This is a genomic window from Aeromonas simiae, from assembly GCF_000820125.1.
In the GTDB taxonomy this organism is placed as follows: domain Bacteria; phylum Pseudomonadota; class Gammaproteobacteria; order Enterobacterales; family Aeromonadaceae; genus Aeromonas; species Aeromonas simiae.
Map to the genome: position 1 here is coordinate 42537 of NZ_CDBY01000033.1, position 19733 is coordinate 62269.

The following is a 19733-nucleotide window of genomic DNA, read 5'->3' on the forward strand; positions in this document are numbered from 1 at the left end:
AACCTGGGTTGATAGCACATCCCCCACACGGCGAGATCTGCTATCCACATCCCACCATCAGGGCAACATCGGCAGACATCATGAGCGCTTAGCCAGCGTAAAGCTTCCTATGCTGCTGTCGATGACAAAACCACTCAGCTCGAGATCCGCTGCCGCCATCGGCCGGCTGGTCAGATAGCCTTGAATGCGGTGACAGCCTTGCTGACGCAGCGCCGTCAGCTCTTCTTCGGTTTCCACCCCTTCGGCGATGAGATCGATCCCCAGGCTCGATGCCATGGCGACGGTGGCGCGGATCACCGGCAGGTTGAACCCGACCACGAAGGAGCGGTCGAGTTTGATCTCGTTAATCGGCAGCCGGTTGAGGTAAGCCAGCGACGAATAGCCGGTACCAAAATCATCGATGGAGATGCGGATCCCCAGCTGGCCCAACGCCTCAAGCACCTGGCTCGAGCCGCGAACATCCAGCATCAGCACCGTCTCGGTCAGCTCCAAGGTGAGCAGATGGGGGGCGATGGCATGGGCCGCCAACTGCTGCGCCACCCAGGCCGGCAGCTCGGCGGTGATCTGCATGCCCGACAAGTTCACGGCCAGCGGCACCTCAATACCGAGGCGCTCGCGCCACCTTGCCTGCTGGAAGAGCGCGCTGCACAGCACCCAGGCGCCAATGTCACGGATCAGCCCCATCTCCTCGGCCAGCGGGATAAACTCGGCCGGCGACACCTGGCCGAGTACCGGATTGTGCCAACGCAGCAGCACCTCACAGCTGTCGATGATGCCCCGCGCCAGATCCACCTTGGGCTGATAGACCAGCGACAGCTCACCGCGCCCGATGGCCTTGGCCAGAAACTGCTTGAGAGTCAGCTTGCGGTGCAGCTCCTGCTGCATGCTGGGGGTAAAACGCTGCCACAGGAAACGCCCCATGTGCTTGGCCTGATACATGGCCATGTCGGCCCGGGTGATGAGGTTGTCGCCATCATCGGCGTCGTCGGGATAGATGGCGATACCAATGCTGCCACCAATGCTCACCTCGGGCAGGCCACTGAGCACGAATGGCTTGACCATCTGGGACAGCATCTGGTCGGCAAATTGCTCGGCCCGCTCGCTGCCCTGCTGCAAGGGCACCAGGGCAGTAAACTCATCGCCGCCGAGGCGAAACAGCTCCACATCGCGCGGGCAAATCTCTTTGAGGCGGCTGGCCACCCGCTCTAGCAGGCGATCCCCGGCGCGGTGGCCAAAGTTGTCATTGATGAGCTTGAAGTTGTCGAGATCCATAAACAGCATGGCAAAGCGGGAGCCCATGCTGCAGTTGACCTCGAGGGATTTCATCAGGCCGTAGCGATTGAGCAGGCCGGTCATCGAGTCGTGGCGGGCCAGGTGGCGGTGTTCGAGCTCCTCGAGCTTGCGATCCGTAATGTCACGCAGGGTCAACAGGATCTGGCCCTGCTGGGGCACATGACGAAACTGGTACTGGAACCAGCGCCTCCCCTTGAGGGTATTGCCCTCCCCCTCGCAGACCACCTCCTCCTGAGCGCGCAGCCGCTGATAGAAGGGCTCATCGGCCCCCTCAAACAGCTGCGCCAACTGGGTGATCTGCGCGCCAAAACAGTGATGGAAATAGCTATTGCCGCTGACCAGCCGCCCCGCGCCGTCAAACAGGCAGGCTATCGTGTCTCCCCGCACCATGGCGGCCCCATGATAGAAGCTGTCGGCATCGAGCATCGCCTCACAGATCATCATCATCCTGCCGCTGGTCTCGATACCGGAGAGGCGCAGATAAACCTGCTTTTTGATGCCGCGTGGCGAGAGGCTCCACCACTCGCTGAAGCTGCGGCCGGCCCGGAACTCGTCGAGATAGCGCTGCAACAACAGATCCACCGCGGGGGCCATCTCTTGCGCAAAATCGCGCTGGCGTAGCTCCTCGAGCGAATGGGCCTCCCACAGAGAGAAGGAGGCATGATTGGCCCAGAAGATACGGTGCTGCTGAATGTCATAAATCCAGACGGGGGTGTGCAGCAGATTGAGCGAGGCGAGGCCCCTTTCCTGTAGCGGCATTGGGTGGATCACACGAAACGGTGTCATATGACACATTATGGGTCAGGCCGACATCCCAGGCTCACGCCCTCCGCTGCCGACGGTGGTCACACTCTAGTCTGTCCGATAAAACCAGGAAAAAGACCCGTAAGAGGCCACAAGCTACCCAGTTCCACCGGTAAAGAGAACGCTATCCCTTTGATGTTAATCGGATCAGTAATTAGTAGTATCATGATTTTTATACTTTTTTTATTTTCACTACAACCATCATGACCACGCACAAGTGAGGGAGCGGTCACCGCTGAGCCGCGCCAATCCAGACACGAGTGAGCCTAAGCGAGGGCTCACTCGTGTCGCCACTGCTTATCCTGTCACCACCACCATGGGGCCAGGGAGGTGAAAACGCGCCAAGATCCCGTGCTCTGGGCCACAAGGGATGCACGCAGGTCTTGAACACTCCTTCGCCGATCTCTAGGCATTTGCCCACCCGGCAACGACAGTTTTCTTCGTTAGCGCCTGTGTCACGCTATCTTGACTCAGCCAATGGCACCTTATTTCCGCCCCTCTGCCCCAGCACGGCCGCCAAGAGCCAAGGCAGATCAATTAAAACTCGCTTAATAGTTGCCAAGCCCGGAGCATCCCCCTAGATTCGACCCTTTGGTGCATTTGATTGCGGTTGCCCATGAAACACCTCGAAGAGTTCTATCTGTTTGTCAAAGTCATCCAGGAAGGGGGCTTTTCGCACGCGGCGGCGGCACTGGACATGCCCACCGCCACCATCAGCCGACGCATCACCCAGCTCGAGGAGCACCTCGGCTATCCCCTACTGCAACGCACAACCCGCAAACTGCGCCTGACCGACGAAGGGCTGCGTTACTACCAACGCATGTGCAGGCCACTGCAGGAGCTGGAGCAGGCCACCGGCGAAATCCGAGGAGAGGGACAGGATCTCTGCGGCCTCATCAAGATTGCCTCCCCCATCTCGGTCTCCAATACCCTGCTCATCGAGCTGCTGGCCGATTTTAGCCGGGCCTATCCGCGCATCCGCTTCGAGCTGGAGCAGACCAACGACCATCACCGCCTGTTTGACGCCGAGTGGGATCTGGTGCTGTTCAACGGCGACCTGCCCAAGCAGGTGCCACACGCCCAGTTGTTGGGCCAGATTGACTATGCCCTGTATGCCTCCCCGCTCTACCTCCAGCAATTTGGTACCCCCAACCACCCCGGCCAGCTCGCTGAGCATGCCCTTATCTACTGCTGGCCCTACTCCAGCTGGCAACTGCGCAAACGCGATGGGGAGCACGCCGAAGTCGTCCAGCCTGGCCGCTTATCGGTGAATCAGTCACCCGCCGCAGTACTGGCAGCCTGTAATCATCTCGGCATCGTCAATGTGCCGCGCCACTCGGCCATGCCCCAACTGCGCAGCGGCCAGCTGGTGCCGGTACTGCCCGACTGGCAGGCCGGCCAGCGTGACTTCCAGTTGCTGGTCAATAACCCGGCCTTCATCCCGCTGCGGGTCACCCTGCTGGTCGATTTCATCAAGCGCCACCTGCGGCAATACAGCACAACCCAGTGAGCCGAGGTTGCAGCGACCCCGCCACTGGCCACACTATAGGAACATGTCAGGCTGCCAGGGATAACCATGAACGTATTGATCTGTGACGATTCTGCCTTTGCCCGTAAGCAGCTGGCCCGCGCCCTGCCAGCCGGCTGGCCGGTGACCCTGCACCAGGCGACCAATGGCCTGGAGGGGGTGGAGCAGGTGCTGATGGGCCACGGGGATCTGCTGTTTCTCGATCTCACCATGCCCGAACTCGATGGTTACGGCGTCCTTGAGACCCTCAAGCGCGAGGGGATCCGCAGCAAGGTGATCGTGGTCTCGGGTGACATCCAGCCCGAGGCCTACCAGAAGGTGATGAACCTCGGCGCCATCGACTTCATCAAAAAACCCGCCAGCGGCGAACAGATCGTCGCCCTGCTCGAGCGCCACGGCCTGTGGCGCACCGATGAGGCCAGCACTGACCTGGCCCCCGCCATGACGCTGACGGTCGAGGCGCGCGATGTCTATCAGGAGCTGGCCAACGTGGCCATGGGGCAGGCGGCGGATCTGCTGGCCCGCCTGCTCGACGCCTTTGTCGTGCTGCCCATCCCCAACGTCAACGTGCTTGAGGTTTCCGAGCTGCACATGGCCCTCAACGCCGCCGCCAAGCAAGAGACCCTGTCGGCGGTGTGCCAGGGCTTCATCGGCGCCGGCATCGCCGGGGAGGCGCTGCTGCTGTTCCACGACTCGAGCTTTGCCGATCTAGCCCGGCTGATGAAGTTTGAAGGGGAGCTCGACCGACGTGCCGAGCTCGAACTGCTGATGGACACCGCCAACGTGCTGATCGGCGCCTTTTTGCGCGGTTATGCCAACCAGCTCGACACCCCCTTCAGCCAGGGGCATCCGGTGGTGCTCGGCCAGCACAGGCCCATCGAGGCGTTGATCCAGACCAACCAGAGCCGCTGGCGGCGCACCCTGGCCATCGAGATCAACTACCGGGTGGAGGGGTATGCGGTGCAGTGTGACCTGCTGCTGCTGTTTACCGAAGATTCGATTGCCACCATGAACAACAAGATCATGCACATGCTGTAGGAGTTCTCATGGAGATCCGCGAGTTTCACTGGTTGATGAACATAATCCAGAACCTGGACGTCGGGCTGGTGATCCTCGACACCGACTACCGCATCCGGGTATGGAATGGCTTCATGGAGAGCCACAGCGGTCGCCTCACCCATGAGGTACAGGGGGGCTCGCTCTTTGAGTTGTTCCCCGAGGTCGACCGCAAGTGGTTCGAGCGCAAGGCCAACATGGTGTTCAAGCTCAACAACCGCGCCTTCAGCACCTGGGAGCAAAAACCCTATCTGCTGCGTTTTTCCAATTACCGCCCCATCACAGGCGCGGCGCCGCACATGTACCAAAATCTCACCCTGGTGCCGCTCGCCGACTTCGACGGCGAGGTGACCCATATCGCCATCATGATCTACGACGTCACCGACGAAGCCATGCTGGCCTGCGGCAAACAGTAAGGGCGCCTTCGGCGCCCTCTTCGTTTCTGCACGTTGCAGCCGGCTGGCTCAACGCTCCAGCATCAGCTCGGTGAAGGCGTCGATCACCTCCTCCACGTCGTCATCGCTCACCTGCAAATGGGTAACCAGGCGCAGCATTCCGTAACCGGAGCAGAGGATGCCGCGCTCTTTCATGAACTGGGCGACCTCAGCCAGATCGCGCCCCGCTATGGTCAGAAACAGCATATTGGTCTCGGCGCTGGCCACCTCGATGCCGGGCAGGGCCCCCAGCCCTTCGGCCAGGCGGGCGGCACGGCGGTGATCGTCTGCCAACCGCTCCACATGATGCTCGAGGGCAAACTGACCGGCCGCCGCCAGCACGCCAGCCTGGCGCATGCCCCCTCCGAGCATCTTGCGCAGGCGCCGGGCGCGCGCAATCAGGGCGCGGGAGCCCACCAGCAGCGATCCCACCGGCGCCCCCAACCCCTTGGAGAGACAGACTGAGATGCTGTCAAAATGGGCCGCGATGTCGCGAGCCGGGACGCCACTTGCCACGGCGGCGTTGAACAAGCGGGCCCCGTCGAGGTGCATGGCCAATCCAGCCCCGCGCGCCCACCGCGATACCTCGGCCAGGTAGTCAAGCGGCAGCACCCGGCCGTTGTGGCTGTTCTCAAGGCAGACCAGACGGGCCTGCGCAAAATGGACATCGTCGGGCGCCACCGCCGCCTGCAACGCCGGCAGCGGCAAGATGCCGTCGGCCTGCATCGGGATGGCATTGAGCACCACTGAGCCCAGCACGGCGCTACCGCCTGCCTCATAGCGATAAATGTGGGCGTGATCCCCCACCAGCGCCGCCTCCCCGCGCTGGCAGTGACTCATCACCCCCAACAAGTTGGACATGGTGCCGCTTGGCACAAACAGGGCGGCCTCCTTGCCGAGCAGATCGGCGATAAACGCCTCAAGCCGGTTGACGCACGGATCCTCCCCGTACACATCGTCGCCCACCTGGGCATGCAGCATCACCTGACGCATGTCATCGCTGGGCTGGGTCACCGTATCACTTCGCAGATCAATAAAACGCATAGATCCCTCCTTGCTGATCCGACGTTACAAAGCCCTCGCCGGGCAGGCAAGTCATGGTTGACGGGAATGTGAGATAAGTGGCGAGGCGGCGGCCCCGCCGGGGGTTACGAGGCGTCGCTCTGGCGCTCTGGCGCCGCGTCGGCGAAGGCCTGCAACGCCATGCAGCGATCATGGATGCGACACAGGGTGGGGTAGTCAGACAAGTCCATGTTATAGCGGCGGGCGTTGTAGACCTGGGGCACCAGCATGCAGTCGGCCAGGGTCACCTCGTTGCCGACACAGTAGACACCGGAGCTGGAAGCCAGCAGCTGCTCAAGGGCCCAGAAGGTCTCGCGGATCCAGTGGTGATACCAGCTTTCCCGCTGCGCCTCGCGCACCCCGAACTCGCTCTCTAAGTAGTTCAACACCCGCAGGTTGTTGAGGGGGTGCACGTCGCAGGCGATCATGTCGACAATCTGGCGCACTCTGGCCCGCTCCTGAGGGGATGAAGGAAGCAGCGGATAGGCAGGATAGGTCTCGTCGAGGTACTCCATGATGGCGACCGACTGACCGATCCCCCACTCGCCATCGACCAGAAATGGCACCAGTCCCTGCGGATTGAGCCGGCGATAGGCCTTCTCTTTTTGTTCACCGCCGCGCAGATTGACCGCGACCTGCTCGTAGGCAATCCCCTTGAGACCCAGCACAATACGCACCCGAAAGGTGGCCGACGACCGCCAATATCCATACAGCTTCAGCATAGTGTTCCCCACAGTGGTACTCCCTAACGCGGCGGACAGGCCATGACCTCCTGCTCGATACGGCCAAAGATCGGCTGGCCGGCCCGATCGCGCATCATGATGGTCACTCTATCACCAAAGCGCAAAAAGGGAGTAGAAGCTGCGCCGCAATCCATGATCTCAAGCATCCTTCGCTCCGCCAGGCAGGATGAGCCGGCGCTGCGATCATAGTTAGAGACGGTGCCGGAGCCGATAATGGTGCCCGCCCCGAGTGGCCGGGTACGGGCGGCATGGGCAATCAGGGTGGGGAAAGTGAAGGTCATGTCGCAGCCTGCATCGGGGGCGCCAAACAGGGCGTCATTGAGCCAGGTTTCGAGCTTCAGATGCACCTTGCCCCCCTGCCAGGCATCCCCCAGCTCATCCGGGGTAACCGCCAGCGGTGAGAAGGCGCTCGATGGCTTGGACTGGAAAAAACCAAACCCCTTGGCCAGCTCCCCCGGGATCAGGTTTCTCAGGCTCACGTCGTTGACCAGCATCAGCAGCTTGATGTGATCCAGCGCCGCCGCCTCGCTCACCCCCATGGGCACGTCGTCGGTGATGACCGCCACCTCGGACTCAAAATCGATGCCCCACCCCTCGTCCGCCATCCGGATCGGATCGCGCGGGGCGATGAAGCTGTCACTCCCCCCTTGATAAATGAGCGGCTCGTGCCAGAAATGCGCGGGCATCTCGGCGCCGCGCGCCTTGCGCACCAGCTCGACGTGGTTGACGTAGGCGCTGCCATCCGCCCACTGGTAGGCGCGCGGCAGGGGCGAGAGGCAGGCAGCCTCATCAAACGGGAAGGCCTCGGCCTGCACGCCGTCGCACAAATCGCGATAGACCTGTGCCAAGCGTGGGGCCAGGCTCGCCCACTCGTCGAGCGCCGCCTGCAAGGTCGACGCGAGGTGGCCCACCCGGCAGGCGCGGGTCAGATCCCGGCTCACCACCACCAGCTCGCCGTCGCGGCGGCCATTTCTCAATGTGGCCAGTTTCATTTACTTCTCCTTACTCTGGCGCTGCCAGCTGTTGACATATTCCCGCACCTCGACCGCCTCGCACACCGGCCCCAGGGTGAGTGCGTCGCGACAATCGAGCATCACCGCCACCTCGTCGGTGAAGGTCTTGGCGTGGGCCTGCCCGGCGGCAAACGCCTTGGGGTGCGGCCCGTGGGTAAAGCCGGCCGGGTGGAGGGTGAGCATGCCACGCGCTATGTTGTCGCGGCTGAAAAACGCCCCGGCGTGGTAGAACAGCACCTCGTCGTAGTCGTCGTTGTTGTGGTAGAAGGGCACCCTGAGGGCCCCCGGATCGCTCTCGATGGGGCGCGGCACGAAGGTGCAGACCACAAAACGGCTCGCCACGAAGGTGGTGTGGGCCGAAGGGGGCAGGTGATAGCGGTGGCTCATCAGGGGGCGGATGTCGCGCCAGTTGAGCCTGACCACACACAGATCCCCGTGCCAGCCGATGGCATCGAGGGGGTTGAACGGCCAGGTGACGACCGACACCTGGTTGTGGCGCTTTATCTGCAATGACCAGGGCGCCTCATCCTGCTGGGCAAGGAAGCGCTCGTCGATGGCCGGCACCTCGAGCACGGCCGGATCGAAGATGGCGTGGTTGCCCACCAGCCCCCGCTCCGGCAACTGAAAGCTGTCGTTGGTCGCCTCGATCAGCAGCACGAACAGGGGCGCGCTCGGCTCGATCCGCCACATGGTGCCGCGCGGGATGAGCAGGTAATCCCCCTGGCTGAAGCTAAGATGGCCGTAGTCGCAAAACAGCTCCCCAGCCCCTTCGTGGATGAACAGCAGCTCGTCCCCGTCGGCATTGCGCACCAGAAACGGCATGGGCCCGGGCAGGCGCCAGATGCGGTAACTGCAGTGGGCGTTAAAGAGCAGATCGGGCACCACCCAGGGGGAGAGGCTGCTCACCGCTTCACCGAGCGCGTTGAGGTTGAGCAGATGGGGGCGCAATGGCCCCTCCCAGCCAATCCAGTCGGTCGGAGGATGGCGGTGATGAAGATGGGAGGCGGGGCCGAAAAAGCCGGCTCGCCCCAGCTCCCGCTCGTAGATGGCCCCTTCCGGAAGATCGGCGTGAGCCTGCCGTGAACTGATCCCCTCACGGTGGGGGAAGCTTATCCATTTACGCATGACCCAGTACCCCGCGGCGGATCTGATCTTGTTCAATCGATTCGAACAGGGCCTGGAAGTTGCCCTCCCCAAACCCCTCGTTGCCCTTGCGCTGGATGATCTCGAAAAAGACCGGGCCGATGACGGTGTCGGTGAAGATTTGCAGCAATATCCCCTCCTTGGCGGGGGCCCCGTCGATGAGGATGCGCAGCTCGCGCAGCGCATCGAGCGGCTCCCCATGGCCGGGCACCCGCTCGTCCACCTTCTCGTAGTAGGTATCAGGGGTCGCCATGAAGCCGGTCCCCCGGCTGCGCAGGGTGCGAACCGTGTGGTAGATGTCGCAGGTGGCGAGGGCGATGTGCTGGATCCCCTCCCCCTTGTACTGGCGCAGGTACTCCTCAATTTGTGACTGGTCGTCCGCCGACTCGTTGATGGGGATGCGGATCTTGCCGCACGGGGCGGTCATGGCGCGCGAGTGCAGGCCGGTCAGCTTGCCCTCGATGTCGAAGTAGCGGATCTCGCGAAAATTGCCGATGCGCTCGTAGAAGTGGGCCCACACGTCCATGTTGCCGCGATAGACGTTGTGGGTCAGGTGATCGATCTCGGTCAGCCCCGCGTCCACCGACCCCATGCGCGCCTGCCAGTCCGGGTAGAAGAGAAAATCCACCTCATAGATGGAGCCGCGCTCCCCGTAGCGATCGACAAAGGCCAGGGTGCTCTCGCCGATGCCATAGATGGCCGGGATGTTGAGCTCCATCGGCCCTATCTTGCCGACAAACGGCTTGGCCCCCTGGGCCAGGGCGTGCTGCTGCGCCAGGCCGGCATCGGCCACCCGAAACGCCATGCCGCACACGCTCGGGCCGTGCTGCGCGGCGAACGCCTCGGCCTGGGAGTGGGGCTCGGCGTTGATGATGAAGTTGATCGCCCCCTGGCGATAGAGCCAGCACTGCTTGTGGCGATGCTTGGCCACCTCGGCAAAGCCGAGGGAGGTAAACAGGCTCTTGAGCGCCGCGATGCCGGCTGCGGTAGGGGCCGTGAACTCGACGTATTCGAAACCGTCGGTGCCGAGGGGGTTACGGATCACCGGCTGCTGCTGGGGAGAGGCGGCATGACGCATGGGAGGCTCCTTTTCGACAAATGTTATCCATTTGTTTCATTTAGGCGCGAGGGGGCGGGAAAAGAAAGAGAGGCGCAGGGAAGCGCCGGCCCACTGTGGCCAGGCGCGGATGTAAAGATGCGGTTACTGTTGCGCCACCCCTTACCAGATCTGGCGTCGCGGGCAGCAGGGCGTCACGCCGCTGTTACAGTGACCATGTCCGGGCCGCGACGGCGGGCAGGGAGCGCCGGGCCTTCGTCAGTTGCCGGGCGCTGGGGTTGATAAGCCAAGCCTGCTCACCCAGCGCGAGCAGCGGCAGATCAGAGAGGCTATCGGAGAGGGCCAGCGCAAAGGCGTGGGGGGGCAAGGCGGCCCGCTTGGCCGCCCCGAAGCAGTAGTGGCGCGGCACGATGGCCCCATAGCGGCGCTCCATCCGGCTGCCAATGAGGCGGGCCACCGACCCTCCGACCCACTGCTGATGCAAACGCCGGCGCACCAGGGCGCGCGGCGAGGCGCTCACAATCCAGACGCGTCCCCCCTCCCGCTCAAGCAGCGCCGCCGCCTCGGCAAACAGGGGGGGCGAGCGGGCCGCCACCGCCTTGATCCAGCGCCGCCAGTCGCCCCCTCTGGCCCCCAGGGTGGCGCACCACCAGATGAGCCAGACGGCGGCGAAGCGGCAACGTGGCCAGAGCAGGGCGATCAGCGGAGCGCCGAGCAGCAGCAATAACAGGGGCCAGCGCCGGGCTCGCACTATGTGGCGCAGCAAGGCGGCATGGGCGTCGCCAGGGGTCAGGGTGCCGTCATAGTCGGCGAGGATAGCGGCGCCGGTCACGGCGTTAACGCCTCGATGGCGCGCCGGGTCTCCGGCAACAGGAAGGCCTCGCCCACCTCGGGCGGGCAGACGAAGTCAAAGGCCTCACCGCCGTGCGTAAAATTGAGCCGCCAGGCGTGCAGGTAGCCACGCTCGGCCGGCGTGCCGCCGTAACGCTCGTCACCCAGGATCGGGGCCCCCACGCTTTTCAGGGCGACCCGGATCTGGTGGGTCTTGCCGGTCTCGGGGCGAATACGAAACAGCCGCAATCCCTCGCGAACCAAGGTGGAGTCAAAGCGGCTGATGGCGGGGTTATCTTGGGAGCGCGTCAGCATCCAGCTGCCGCCGCGCCCCTTTTTCATGTCCCCCTTGATCAGCCCCTGCTTCTTGAGGGGGCGACGATCGGAGAGGGCCAGATACTGCTTTTTGATGCGCCGCTCGGCAAACCCCTGGCTCAAGGCCCGGTTCGCCTCCGGGTGGCGCGCCAGCAGCAGCAACCCCGAGGTCATCTTGTCGAGGCGGTGCACCGGATAAAGCGCGAGCCCGGTCGCCTCGCGCACTAAGGTGACGAGACCCGGCGCTCCGTTCTCCTCGTGCATGCCAATGCCCGGCGACTTGTCGATGAGCAGAAAATCGGGGTGGCGCAGCAGTTCGCGAAACATGAATTCTCCAACACGGGCAACGAGGCGGGAATTGTAAGGGGCAAAGGAACCCGGCACAAATCCGCGCCGGATCACGCCGGGGGGCCCCACCCCTTGGCGTGGAGCCCCCCGGCCAGTAAAGTAGGCCCCTGTTTCGGGGGAGCCATGACCAATATCGACTTTTCTTCCGGCCAGCTCAGGGAGGTGGCCGAACAGCTGATGGCGCAGGAGTCTGTGCTGATCCGCTCGCGCAACCTGCAACCGCTGGTGAGCCTGATGCTGGAGCACGCCCTGCTAGTTGGCCACGCCCCCCACCGCTATGGCCTCACCGACGCGGGGCGGCGCTACCTCACCCGCGCCCTGACGCTCGGCGAGCTGCGCCAGGCCCCCACCGACCCCGAGCAGTGGCTGCATGAACAGGGGCTCCCGCTGCCCACCCCGGTCAACCTGCGTCTGCTGGCCGCCCTCTATCGTCGCCACGGCGGCAACGGCCGCCCCCTCTTCTCTCCCGACGAAGAGGTGCGTTTTGCCGAGCAAGGGGTCGAGCTGTGCCGGGATCGCCTGCTGCGCCTGCGCACTTCGCTGCCCCTGAGCCTGTTTTTCCAAGGGGGAAGACTGGTCGACGGCGCCCCGCTGCTTGAGGCCCTCGGCGAGATCAGCCTGCCCGAACGCGCCCTGCCCGGTCTTGGCAAGATCATCAGCAACGGCGAGCCGCTCACGCGCCTCATCACCACCGATCGCACCGGGGTCTTCACCGCCCTGCCGCTGCCCCCCGATACCCTGCTGGCCTGGCTGCCGCCCGGTGGTCATGAGCTGATCGCCCCCCTGTTCGCCGCCCTCCCCGCGACCGTCAGCTGGAGCCACCTGACCGATCTCGAGCCGGCCGGGCTGGAGCGTACCCGCACGCTGGCCGAGCGGATCGGTCGCCCCCTCAGCTGCTGGCTGCCGACCGATCTATCGCCGCACCTGCGCCACTATGCTCGCCCGCTGGAGCACGCCACCTGGGAGCCAAGCCGCCTGCCGCGCCCCCTGCTGGCCCGCCTCACCCCCCTCATCGAGCAGGGGTTAGGGCTGCCGGCCGAGCTGCTGGCACTGGCCCATCATTGGGATGCGGTCGGCTAAACGGAGCGGGCAGCCGGCCTCGTTTATGCCACCGACCCCACGCTTTTTCCCTTCGCTATTTTCCCCCTCTCCTTGCAGTGGTATAAAGAAACAACAGAGGCGCCCCTGCGCAGCAGTCGGGCGCTTCTGTTTGCCCCCAGGGATTGCCACCATCAAAAACAACGGAATACAGGGATCATCATGTTTGAAAAGGTTGTAGCCGCCCCCGCAGACCCCATCCTCGGCCTGACTGAAGCATTTCGCAGCGACCCGCGCCAGGACAAGATCAATCTGGGCGTCGGCATCTACAAGGACGAATCGGGCGCCACCCCCATCCTCAAGTGCGTCAAGCTGGCCGAACAGAAGCTGCTGACCGACGAAAAGACCAAGAACTACCTCGGCATCGAAGGTAACCAGGAGTACGCCCGCATCGTGCAGGGCCTGCTGTTTGGCAAGGGAGCCGAGCTCATCAATGCCGGCCGTGCCAAGACCGCACAGGCACCGGGTGGTACCGGCGCCCTGCGTATCGCCGCCGAGTTCATCGCCCGCAACCAGCTCTCCAAGACCGTCTGGATCTCCGATCCGACCTGGGCCAACCACGTCAGCGTGTTCCAGGCCGCCGGTCTCGAGGTGAAGTGGTACAAGTACTACGACGCCACCAGCAAGGATCTCGACTTCGCCGCCATGCAAGCCTCCCTGAGCGAGGCCCAGCGTGGTGACGTGGTGCTCTTCCACGGCTGCTGCCACAACCCGACCGGGATCGATCCGACCGCCGCCCAGTGGGAAGCGCTGGCCAAGCAGAGCGCCGCCGCCGGCTGGCTGCCCCTGTTCGACTTCGCCTACCAGGGCTTTGCCCGTGGCATCGAAGAGGACGCCGAGGGGCTGCGCATCTTCGCCCGCTCCCACCGCGAACTGCTGGTCGCCAGCTCCTTCTCCAAGAACTTCGGCCTCTATAACGAGCGGGTCGGCGCCTTCACCCTGGTTGCCGACAGCAAGGAGGTCGCCGACACCGCCTTCACCCAGGTCAAGACCGTCATTCGCGCCAACTACTCCAACCCCCCCTCCCACGGCGCTGCCGTGGTGACCGCCGTGGTCAATGATCCGGCCCTCTTTGAGCTGTGGGTGAGCGAAGTGGCCGAGATGCGCGTGCGCATCCGTGAGATGCGCGAGCTGCTGGTGGCCAAGCTGGCCGAGCGTGGCGTAAACCAGGACTTCTCCTTCATCGCCCGCCAGAACGGCATGTTCTCCTTCTCCGGTCTCTCCAAGGAGCAGGTAGCCCGCCTCAAGGACGAGTTCGCCATCTACATCGTCGGCTCCGGCCGGATCAGCGTGGCCGGGATCACCCGCGCCAACATCGATCCCCTGTGTGACGCCATCGCCAAGGTGCTGTAAGCGCCACCTGATCCGCACGATCGAAAAAGGCCCGCAGATGCGGGCCTTTCTTATGGATGCGCGTCAGCGCTCAAGGGGTCAGATCCCGGTCGACCCAGTATTTCGAGCCGGTGATGCTGGCATCGAGCAGCAGCCCCTTGTCATCTTGCTGATAGATGGCCATGCCGCCATTGTACTGGGCGGTCAGCGCGCTGCGCTTCTGGCCGGCCACGGCCCCCACCTCAGAGCTGGCCTCCCACCCCTTGCTGACAAAGCGCTCGAAGGTCTCGCGATTTTCAAACAGGATCACCTGCTGGTAGAACTTGCCGCCCAGCCCGGCCCCCATCCCTGCCCCGAACATCTTCATGTAGGTGCGGGCCCCATCATGGCGGCTGACCGCCACCCCGGCGCCCTGACTGGTGTTGAGCATGAGGGCGAACTTGCGCGAATCGAACACGGCATAACCGTAGGCTTGGTCAAACAGCAGCTTGGCCGAGGGGCGCTCGTTGAAAAGGCGCACCAGCGCGGTGTCGGCCATGGTGTCGAGTGCGCTGCGCGCCTGCTCCGCCGTCTTGGGCTCGGTCATCTCGTCGAGCTTCTGGTCGGCCACCACCAGCCATGCCTTGCTCTTGGCCACGCTCTGCTCAGTCCATTCACCGGCCTGGTTGTAGGTGCTGGCGGCCCAGCTCGAGACGGAGGCCCAGGTCGCCTTGGAAAAATCGGTGACGTTCTGCCACGCCTCCTTGCCCGCCTCGCCGACGGCGTCCCCCAGTTGGCTGGCCGCCGACTTGATCTTCTCCCAGTCCGCGTGACTCGGCATGGCCACCAGGGCCGCCAGTAGCAAGGTGAGGGTGCGTATTTTCATAAATCCTCCATCATGGATGACCGGGCAACCTGCGATCGCCTGGGGAGTACTTAGCATATCTCCCCCGCCCGCCTTAGCCCAACTGCTACCCCGCCGGGCGCAGCAGCGCCGATTGCCCACCGCGCCGGTGGTGACGAGCGTTTTGGCCCAAGAGAAAGGTGCGGCGGCTGGCGCCCACTGCGACACCCCGCTTCGCCATGGCCGCGCCCCAGCATAAACAAAGGGGCCTTGAGCCCCTTTATAAACAAGGGGGCCTAAAGCCCCTGTATAAATAAGGGGGGCTAAAGCCCCTATATGAATAAGGGGGGCTAAGCCCCCCTGCATACCGATAACGCTCTGCGCGGTTATTTCAGGCGCTTGCCGTCGGCATCGACCACCTGCTCGCCATCTTCCTTGGCGAAGGCCCCTTTTTGCTGATCGGGCAGAATATCGAGCACCAGCTCGGAGGGGCGACAGAGGCGAGTGCCAAGGGGGGTCACCACGATCGGCCGGTTGATGAGGATCGGATGGGCCAGCATGGCATCGATCAGCTCGTCGTCGCTAAAGCGCTCCTCGGCCAGCCCCAGCGCCTCATAGGGCGGCACGTTCTGGCGCAGCAGGGCGCGCGGCGTGATGCCCATGGCCGCGATCAACTGCACCAGGGTGTCGCGGCTCGGCGGCGTCTCGAGGTAGTGGATCACGGTCGGCTCCACGCCGCTGTTGCGGATCAGCTCAAGGGTGTTGCGGGAGGTGCCACACTCCGGGTTGTGGTAAATGGTGATGTTGCTCATTGCAGTCACTCTCACGGGTTGGATTGTTCGTACCAGGCTTTGCTTCGGTTGACGATGCGCACCACCAGCAGCATGACCGGCACTTCGATGAGCACGCCGACCACGGTGGCCAGCGCCGCCCCCGAGTGAAAACCAAACAGGCTGATGGCCGCGGCCACCGCCAGCTCAAAGAAATTCGAGGCGCCGATGAGGGCCGAGGGACCCGCCACCGCATGCTTCTCCCCCACGGCGCGGTTGAGCCAGTAGGCGAGCCCGGCGTTAAAGAAGACCTGGATCAGGATGGGCACGGCCAGCAGCGCAATCACCAGCGGCTGGGCCAAGATGGCCTCCCCCTGGAAGGCAAACAGCAGCACCAGGGTGAGCAGCAGGGCGGCCATGCTCCAGGGCTGGATCCGCGCCAGCAGCGCATCGAGGTGGCCGGCTGCCAGGGCGCGTTTGCGCAGCCACTGGGCCAAGAACACCGGCACCACGATATAAAGCACGACCGAGGTGAGCAGGGTATCCCACGGCACCGTGATGCTGGAGACCCCGAGCAGCAGCGCCACCAGCGGGGCGAAGGCCACCACCATGATGATGTCGTTCAGCGCCACCTGAGAGAGGGTGAAGTAGGGGTCCCCGTTGACCAGCCGGCTCCAGACAAACACCATGGCGGTGCAGGGGGCGGCGGCCAGCAGGATCAGCCCTGCCACGTAGCTGTCTTGCTGATCGGCCGGCAGCAGATCGGCAAACAGCACGCGGATGAACACCCAGCCGAGCAGGGCCATGGAGAAGGGCTTGACCAGCCAGTTGATGACCAAGGTCACGCCAATCCCCTTCACGTGCTCGCGCACCTGATGCAGGGCCCCGAAGTCGATTTTGATCAGCATGGGGATGATCATCACCCAGATAAGCAGCCCCACCGGCAGGTTGACCTGGGCAACCTCAAGGGCGCCTATGGTGCGAAACAGCCCCGGCAGCAGCTGGCCCAAGCCGATACCGGCCACGATGCACAAGGCCACCCAGGCGGTAAGATAGCGTTCAAAAAAGCCGATGGCGCTCGGCTCGGCGTCACGATGAGACATGATCTCTCCAGTTAGTCAGACAAGGCGGCCGTCCGGCCGCCAACGATTCAAGCGTGGTGGCTCAATGCCAGCAGTGCCGCGGCTCCCACCGGCTCCTCAGGCTGGACGGTGACGGCCGCCCAGCGCGGGCACAGCTCGGTTACCGCCGCCAGATGGGGCTGCTGGGCGGCGGCGCGAATGCGCAGCAAGGGGGCCGTGACCGACGCCGGCAACACCTGATTGACCAGCCACCCCCAAGGCTCGATGCCCGCACGGCGCAGGTCGGCCTGCAAACCGGCCGCCTCCAGCACCGGGGTGGGCTCAGGCAGGGTGACGATCAACACCTTGGTCTGGGCCGGGTCCTGCAACTGCATCATGGGGGTGGTAAAGTGCAGCCCCTTATCCCCCATCTGGCGCGCCACCTCTCGGTGATAGGCCCCGGTCGCATCGAGCAGCAGCAGGGTGTGGCCGGTGGGGGCCGTGTCCATCACCACGAAGCGGCGGCCCGCCTCGCGAATGATGCGGGAAAACGCCTGGAACACGGCGATCTCCTCGGTGCAGGGGGAGCGCAGATCCTCCTCGAGCAGGGCGCGGCCGGCCTCATCGAGGCTCGCCCCCTTGCTCGCCAGCACTTGGGCGCGATAACGCTCGGTCTCGGCCTCGGGATCGATGCGGCTCACGGTGAGCCCGGGGGCCTCTTCGGCCAGGGTCTCCCCGAGGTGGGCCGCCGGATCCGAGGTGGTCAGGTGCACATCGTGCCCCCGCTGCGCCAGCGCCAGAGCGATGGCGGCCGCCATGGTGGTCTTGCCGACGCCCCCCTTGCCCATCAGCATCACAAGGCCGTGCCCCTGCCCCTCCAGCTCGTCGATCATCGCCGCCAGCTCCGGCTGAGCGTGTGGCACGACGCCGCTCTCCTGCGCCATGGCCACCGGCGCCCCGCACAGGGCGCGCAGGGCGGCCAGCCCGACCAGGTTAGCCCCCAGCAGTGGCAAGTGGCTCTGAGGCAGGCGTGCCAGCGCGGCGGGCATGTTCGCCAGGGCGCGCTGCTCACGCTGCCACAAGGCCAGGGCCAAGGGGTCATTCTGGATCGCCGGCTCGGGGAAGAGCCCGTTGATGACCAGATGGGGCTGCTGCATGCCGATGGCGGCCAGCTCAGCATGGGTGCGCGCCACCTCGCGCAGGGTCGAGCCTTGCGCACGGGCCACCAGCACCAGCCGGGTCTTGGCGCCATCACACAGGGCCGCCACGGCGGCGTGATATTGATGGCGCTGCTTGTCGAGGCCGGCCAAGGGGCCGAGGCAGGAGGCATCCCCCTTGCCGTGTTCGAGAAAATCGCTCCACGCCCCCGGCAGTTGCAGCAGGCGGATGGTATGGCCGGTTGGCGCCGTGTCGAACAGGATGTGATCGAAGCGCTCATGCAGCGCCGGGTCGGTCAGCAGCGCCGTGAACTCATCGAAGGCGGCAATTTCGGTGGTACAGGCGCCGGAGAGCTGCTCCTCGATGCTCTGCACCACACGCTCGGGCAGCTTGCCGCGCACCGGCCCGACGATCCGCTCGCGGTAGTCGCGCGCCGCGGCCTGGGGATCGATCTCGAGGGCGTGCAGACCCGGCACCGCCGCAAGGGGGGTGATCCGGTTGCCAATGGCGGTGGAGAACACCTGCCCCACATTGCTGGCCGGATCGGTGCTCACCAGCAGCACCCGTTTGCCCGCCTCGCTCAGGGCCAGGGCACTGGCGCAGGCCAGCGAGGTCTTGCCGACCCCGCCCTTACCGGTGAAGAACAGAAACGGGGGGGCATTGCGCAAAAACTCGAACATAGGGCCTCCTGTTAGCAGCAACCGCTACCGGAGCAGCAGCCCTTGGCAATCCCCTTGATGGGCGAAGGCTCCGCCAGACCGGCGAAGCGGGCCAGCTCGCGCCGGCTCGGGTAACGCCCGGTCAGCACCACCTGTCCATCGACCAGGATCAGCGGCAACCCCTCTTCACCGGCCACCGCCAGAAAGGCGCTCACCGCCGGGGTGTCGGCAAACATCAGGGGCTGCTGGGCTAGGTTATAGCGCTCGACCGTGGCCCCCTGCCCGCGGGCCCACTCCAGATCGGCGGCGAACGTGACCAGAGACTGGTCGACCTCGGTACCACAGACGCCGGTGGCACAGCACAGCGCCGGATCAAAGATTTGGATCGCCATAGGATTTACTCCTTGTTGCAACAGGTGGTGGAAGGCAGCACGGCCGGGGAGCAGCCGGAATCGGCACGCAGGGCGCCGCACGCCTCGGGGTGGCCGGCGCAGCACTCTTCGGTGAGATAACCGATGAGGCCGAGCATCAGCGGAATATTGGCGCGGTAGCGCAAAAAGCGCCCCTCCTGCTCCACGCTGAGCAAATGAGCGCCGAGCATCGCCTTTAAGTGAAACGACAGGGTATTGGGGGCCACCTCGAGGGCAGTGGCCAGCTCACCGGCCACCATGCCATCGAGCCCGGCACGCACCAACTGGCGCCAAGCAGCCAGACGCACCGACGAGGCGAGGGATTCGAGCACCTTGACGGCACTGTCGGAAGGCATGGGATCGCGCATGAGGACTCCTGGGACCATTTCAATAGTTCAACTATACAAGAAACATTGAAATGATCAACTTAAGTCCCCCAAAAACAACGCGCGATTAAGGGGCGGGGGGATGGCCGTTGACGCAGCACTCCTCTTGCAAGAAGTGCAAGATGGCCTCCAGCGCCGCGTACTGGGAGATGCAGTAGAGGGTGCGGCTCTGGCGCACCTGCACCACCAAGCCGACCGAGACCAGGGCCGCGATGTGATGGCTTAGGGTCGAGCCAGGGATCCCCAGCTCTTTTTGCAGCTCCCCCACCGGCAATCCCTCGGCCCCCGCCTTGACCAGATGCTTGAAGATGAACAGGCGAGTCGGATGACCCAGCTCCTTGAGCGCCTTGGCGACCGCTTCCAGCTCCATTGTGATACCCCTTCAGATTCAATATTTCGATAATACCAG

At 64.2% G+C, this 19733-nt stretch carries 20 protein-coding genes; 5 read left to right on the forward strand and 15 right to left on the reverse strand.

The genetic code is table 11. The features are described 5' to 3' along the window. Positions 1-78: 78 nt before the first annotated feature. Positions 79-2079, reverse strand: coding sequence for a putative bifunctional diguanylate cyclase/phosphodiesterase (locus BN1134_RS05050; RefSeq protein WP_232300592.1), 2001 nt, complete (start codon positions 2077-2079; stop codon positions 79-81). Positions 2080-2713: 634 nt separating this feature from the next. Here BN1134_RS05050 and BN1134_RS05055 point away from each other — a divergent pair. The 3 genes from BN1134_RS05055 to BN1134_RS05065 all read left to right on the forward strand — a co-directional run bounded on the left by BN1134_RS05055 (position 2714) and on the right by BN1134_RS05065 (position 5097). After that, a complete protein-coding gene (locus BN1134_RS05055; protein ID WP_042045642.1) occupies positions 2714-3607 on the forward strand; it encodes a LysR family transcriptional regulator in 894 nt (297 codons plus the stop codon). 66 nt (positions 3608-3673) lie between these two features. Then, the gene (locus BN1134_RS05060) at positions 3674-4663 is read left to right on the forward strand and encodes a response regulator (RefSeq protein ID WP_084214716.1); all 990 of its coding nucleotides are present in this window, start codon (positions 3674-3676) and stop codon (positions 4661-4663) included. Between the two features lie 8 nt (positions 4664-4671). Continuing rightward, complete coding sequence (locus tag BN1134_RS05065; protein ID WP_042045644.1) at positions 4672-5097, forward strand: PAS domain-containing protein; 426 nt, start codon at positions 4672-4674, stop codon at positions 5095-5097. 48 nt (positions 5098-5145) lie between these two features. On the opposite strand, the gene ltaE is transcribed toward BN1134_RS05065, so the two are convergent. The 7 genes from ltaE to BN1134_RS05100 all read right to left on the reverse strand — a co-directional run bounded on the left by ltaE (position 5146) and on the right by BN1134_RS05100 (position 11606). Further along, the gene (gene ltaE / locus BN1134_RS05070; RefSeq protein ID WP_042045645.1) at positions 5146-6159 is read right to left on the reverse strand and encodes a low-specificity L-threonine aldolase; all 1014 of its coding nucleotides are present in this window, start codon (positions 6157-6159) and stop codon (positions 5146-5148) included. 104 nt (positions 6160-6263) lie between these two features. Continuing rightward, the gene (gene maiA / locus BN1134_RS05075; RefSeq protein ID WP_084214717.1) at positions 6264-6899 is read right to left on the reverse strand and encodes a maleylacetoacetate isomerase; all 636 of its coding nucleotides are present in this window, start codon (positions 6897-6899) and stop codon (positions 6264-6266) included. Between the two features lie 23 nt (positions 6900-6922). Next, positions 6923-7912, reverse strand: coding sequence for a fumarylacetoacetate hydrolase family protein (locus BN1134_RS05080; RefSeq protein WP_042045646.1), 990 nt, complete (start codon positions 7910-7912; stop codon positions 6923-6925). Further along, the gene (locus tag BN1134_RS05085) at positions 7913-9058 is read right to left on the reverse strand and encodes a homogentisate 1,2-dioxygenase (RefSeq protein ID WP_042045647.1); all 1146 of its coding nucleotides are present in this window, start codon (positions 9056-9058) and stop codon (positions 7913-7915) included. Beyond that, positions 9051-10154 carry a 4-hydroxyphenylpyruvate dioxygenase gene (gene hppD, locus BN1134_RS05090; protein ID WP_042045649.1) on the reverse strand — a complete coding sequence of 368 codons (1104 nt, stop codon included), beginning with the start codon at positions 10152-10154 and terminating at the stop codon, positions 9051-9053. Before hppD ends, BN1134_RS05085 begins: the two co-directional genes overlap by 8 nt. A gap of 184 nt (positions 10155-10338) precedes the next feature. Beyond that, positions 10339-10965 carry a haloacid dehalogenase-like hydrolase gene (locus BN1134_RS05095; RefSeq protein ID WP_042045650.1) on the reverse strand — a complete coding sequence of 209 codons (627 nt, stop codon included), beginning with the start codon at positions 10963-10965 and terminating at the stop codon, positions 10339-10341. Further along, positions 10962-11606: a TIGR01621 family pseudouridine synthase gene (locus BN1134_RS05100; RefSeq protein ID WP_042045651.1), complete on the reverse strand. Its 645-nt coding sequence runs from the start codon at positions 11604-11606 to the stop codon at positions 10962-10964. The genes BN1134_RS05095 and BN1134_RS05100 overlap by 4 nt, the downstream gene beginning before the upstream one ends. A 144-nt stretch (positions 11607-11750) precedes the next feature. On the opposite strand from BN1134_RS05100, the gene BN1134_RS05105 reads away from it, so the two are divergent. After that, the gene (locus BN1134_RS05105) at positions 11751-12707 is read left to right on the forward strand and encodes a hypothetical protein (RefSeq protein WP_042045652.1); all 957 of its coding nucleotides are present in this window, start codon (positions 11751-11753) and stop codon (positions 12705-12707) included. Between the two features lie 180 nt (positions 12708-12887). Next, positions 12888-14078 carry an amino acid aminotransferase gene (locus BN1134_RS05110; protein ID WP_042045653.1) on the forward strand — a complete coding sequence of 397 codons (1191 nt, stop codon included), beginning with the start codon at positions 12888-12890 and terminating at the stop codon, positions 14076-14078. A gap of 70 nt (positions 14079-14148) precedes the next feature. Here BN1134_RS05110 and BN1134_RS05115 read toward each other — a convergent pair whose 3' ends face one another. From BN1134_RS05115 to BN1134_RS05145, 7 genes are all read right to left on the reverse strand, one after another. Beyond that, positions 14149-14922 carry a YSC84-related protein gene (locus BN1134_RS05115; protein WP_042045655.1) on the reverse strand — a complete coding sequence of 258 codons (774 nt, stop codon included), beginning with the start codon at positions 14920-14922 and terminating at the stop codon, positions 14149-14151. 344 nt (positions 14923-15266) lie between these two features. After that, a complete protein-coding gene (gene arsC / locus BN1134_RS05120) occupies positions 15267-15692 on the reverse strand; it encodes a glutaredoxin-dependent arsenate reductase (protein WP_042045656.1) in 426 nt (141 codons plus the stop codon). Positions 15693-15703: 11 nt separating this feature from the next. Beyond that, entirely contained in the window at positions 15704-16753 is a 1050-nt protein-coding gene (gene arsB / locus BN1134_RS05125) for an ACR3 family arsenite efflux transporter (protein WP_156991673.1), read from the reverse strand. A gap of 47 nt (positions 16754-16800) precedes the next feature. Then, positions 16801-18549 carry an arsenical pump-driving ATPase gene (gene arsA / locus BN1134_RS05130; protein WP_042045659.1) on the reverse strand — a complete coding sequence of 583 codons (1749 nt, stop codon included), beginning with the start codon at positions 18547-18549 and terminating at the stop codon, positions 16801-16803. Between the two features lie 11 nt (positions 18550-18560). Continuing rightward, positions 18561-18920, reverse strand: coding sequence for an arsenite efflux transporter metallochaperone ArsD (gene arsD / locus BN1134_RS05135; RefSeq protein ID WP_042045660.1), 360 nt, complete (start codon positions 18918-18920; stop codon positions 18561-18563). 5 nt (positions 18921-18925) lie between these two features. Further along, entirely contained in the window at positions 18926-19294 is a 369-nt protein-coding gene (locus tag BN1134_RS05140; protein ID WP_042045679.1) for an ArsR/SmtB family transcription factor, read from the reverse strand. 97 nt (positions 19295-19391) lie between these two features. After that, positions 19392-19694 carry an ArsR/SmtB family transcription factor gene (locus tag BN1134_RS05145; protein ID WP_042045662.1) on the reverse strand — a complete coding sequence of 101 codons (303 nt, stop codon included), beginning with the start codon at positions 19692-19694 and terminating at the stop codon, positions 19392-19394. Positions 19695-19733 lie beyond the last annotated feature (39 nt).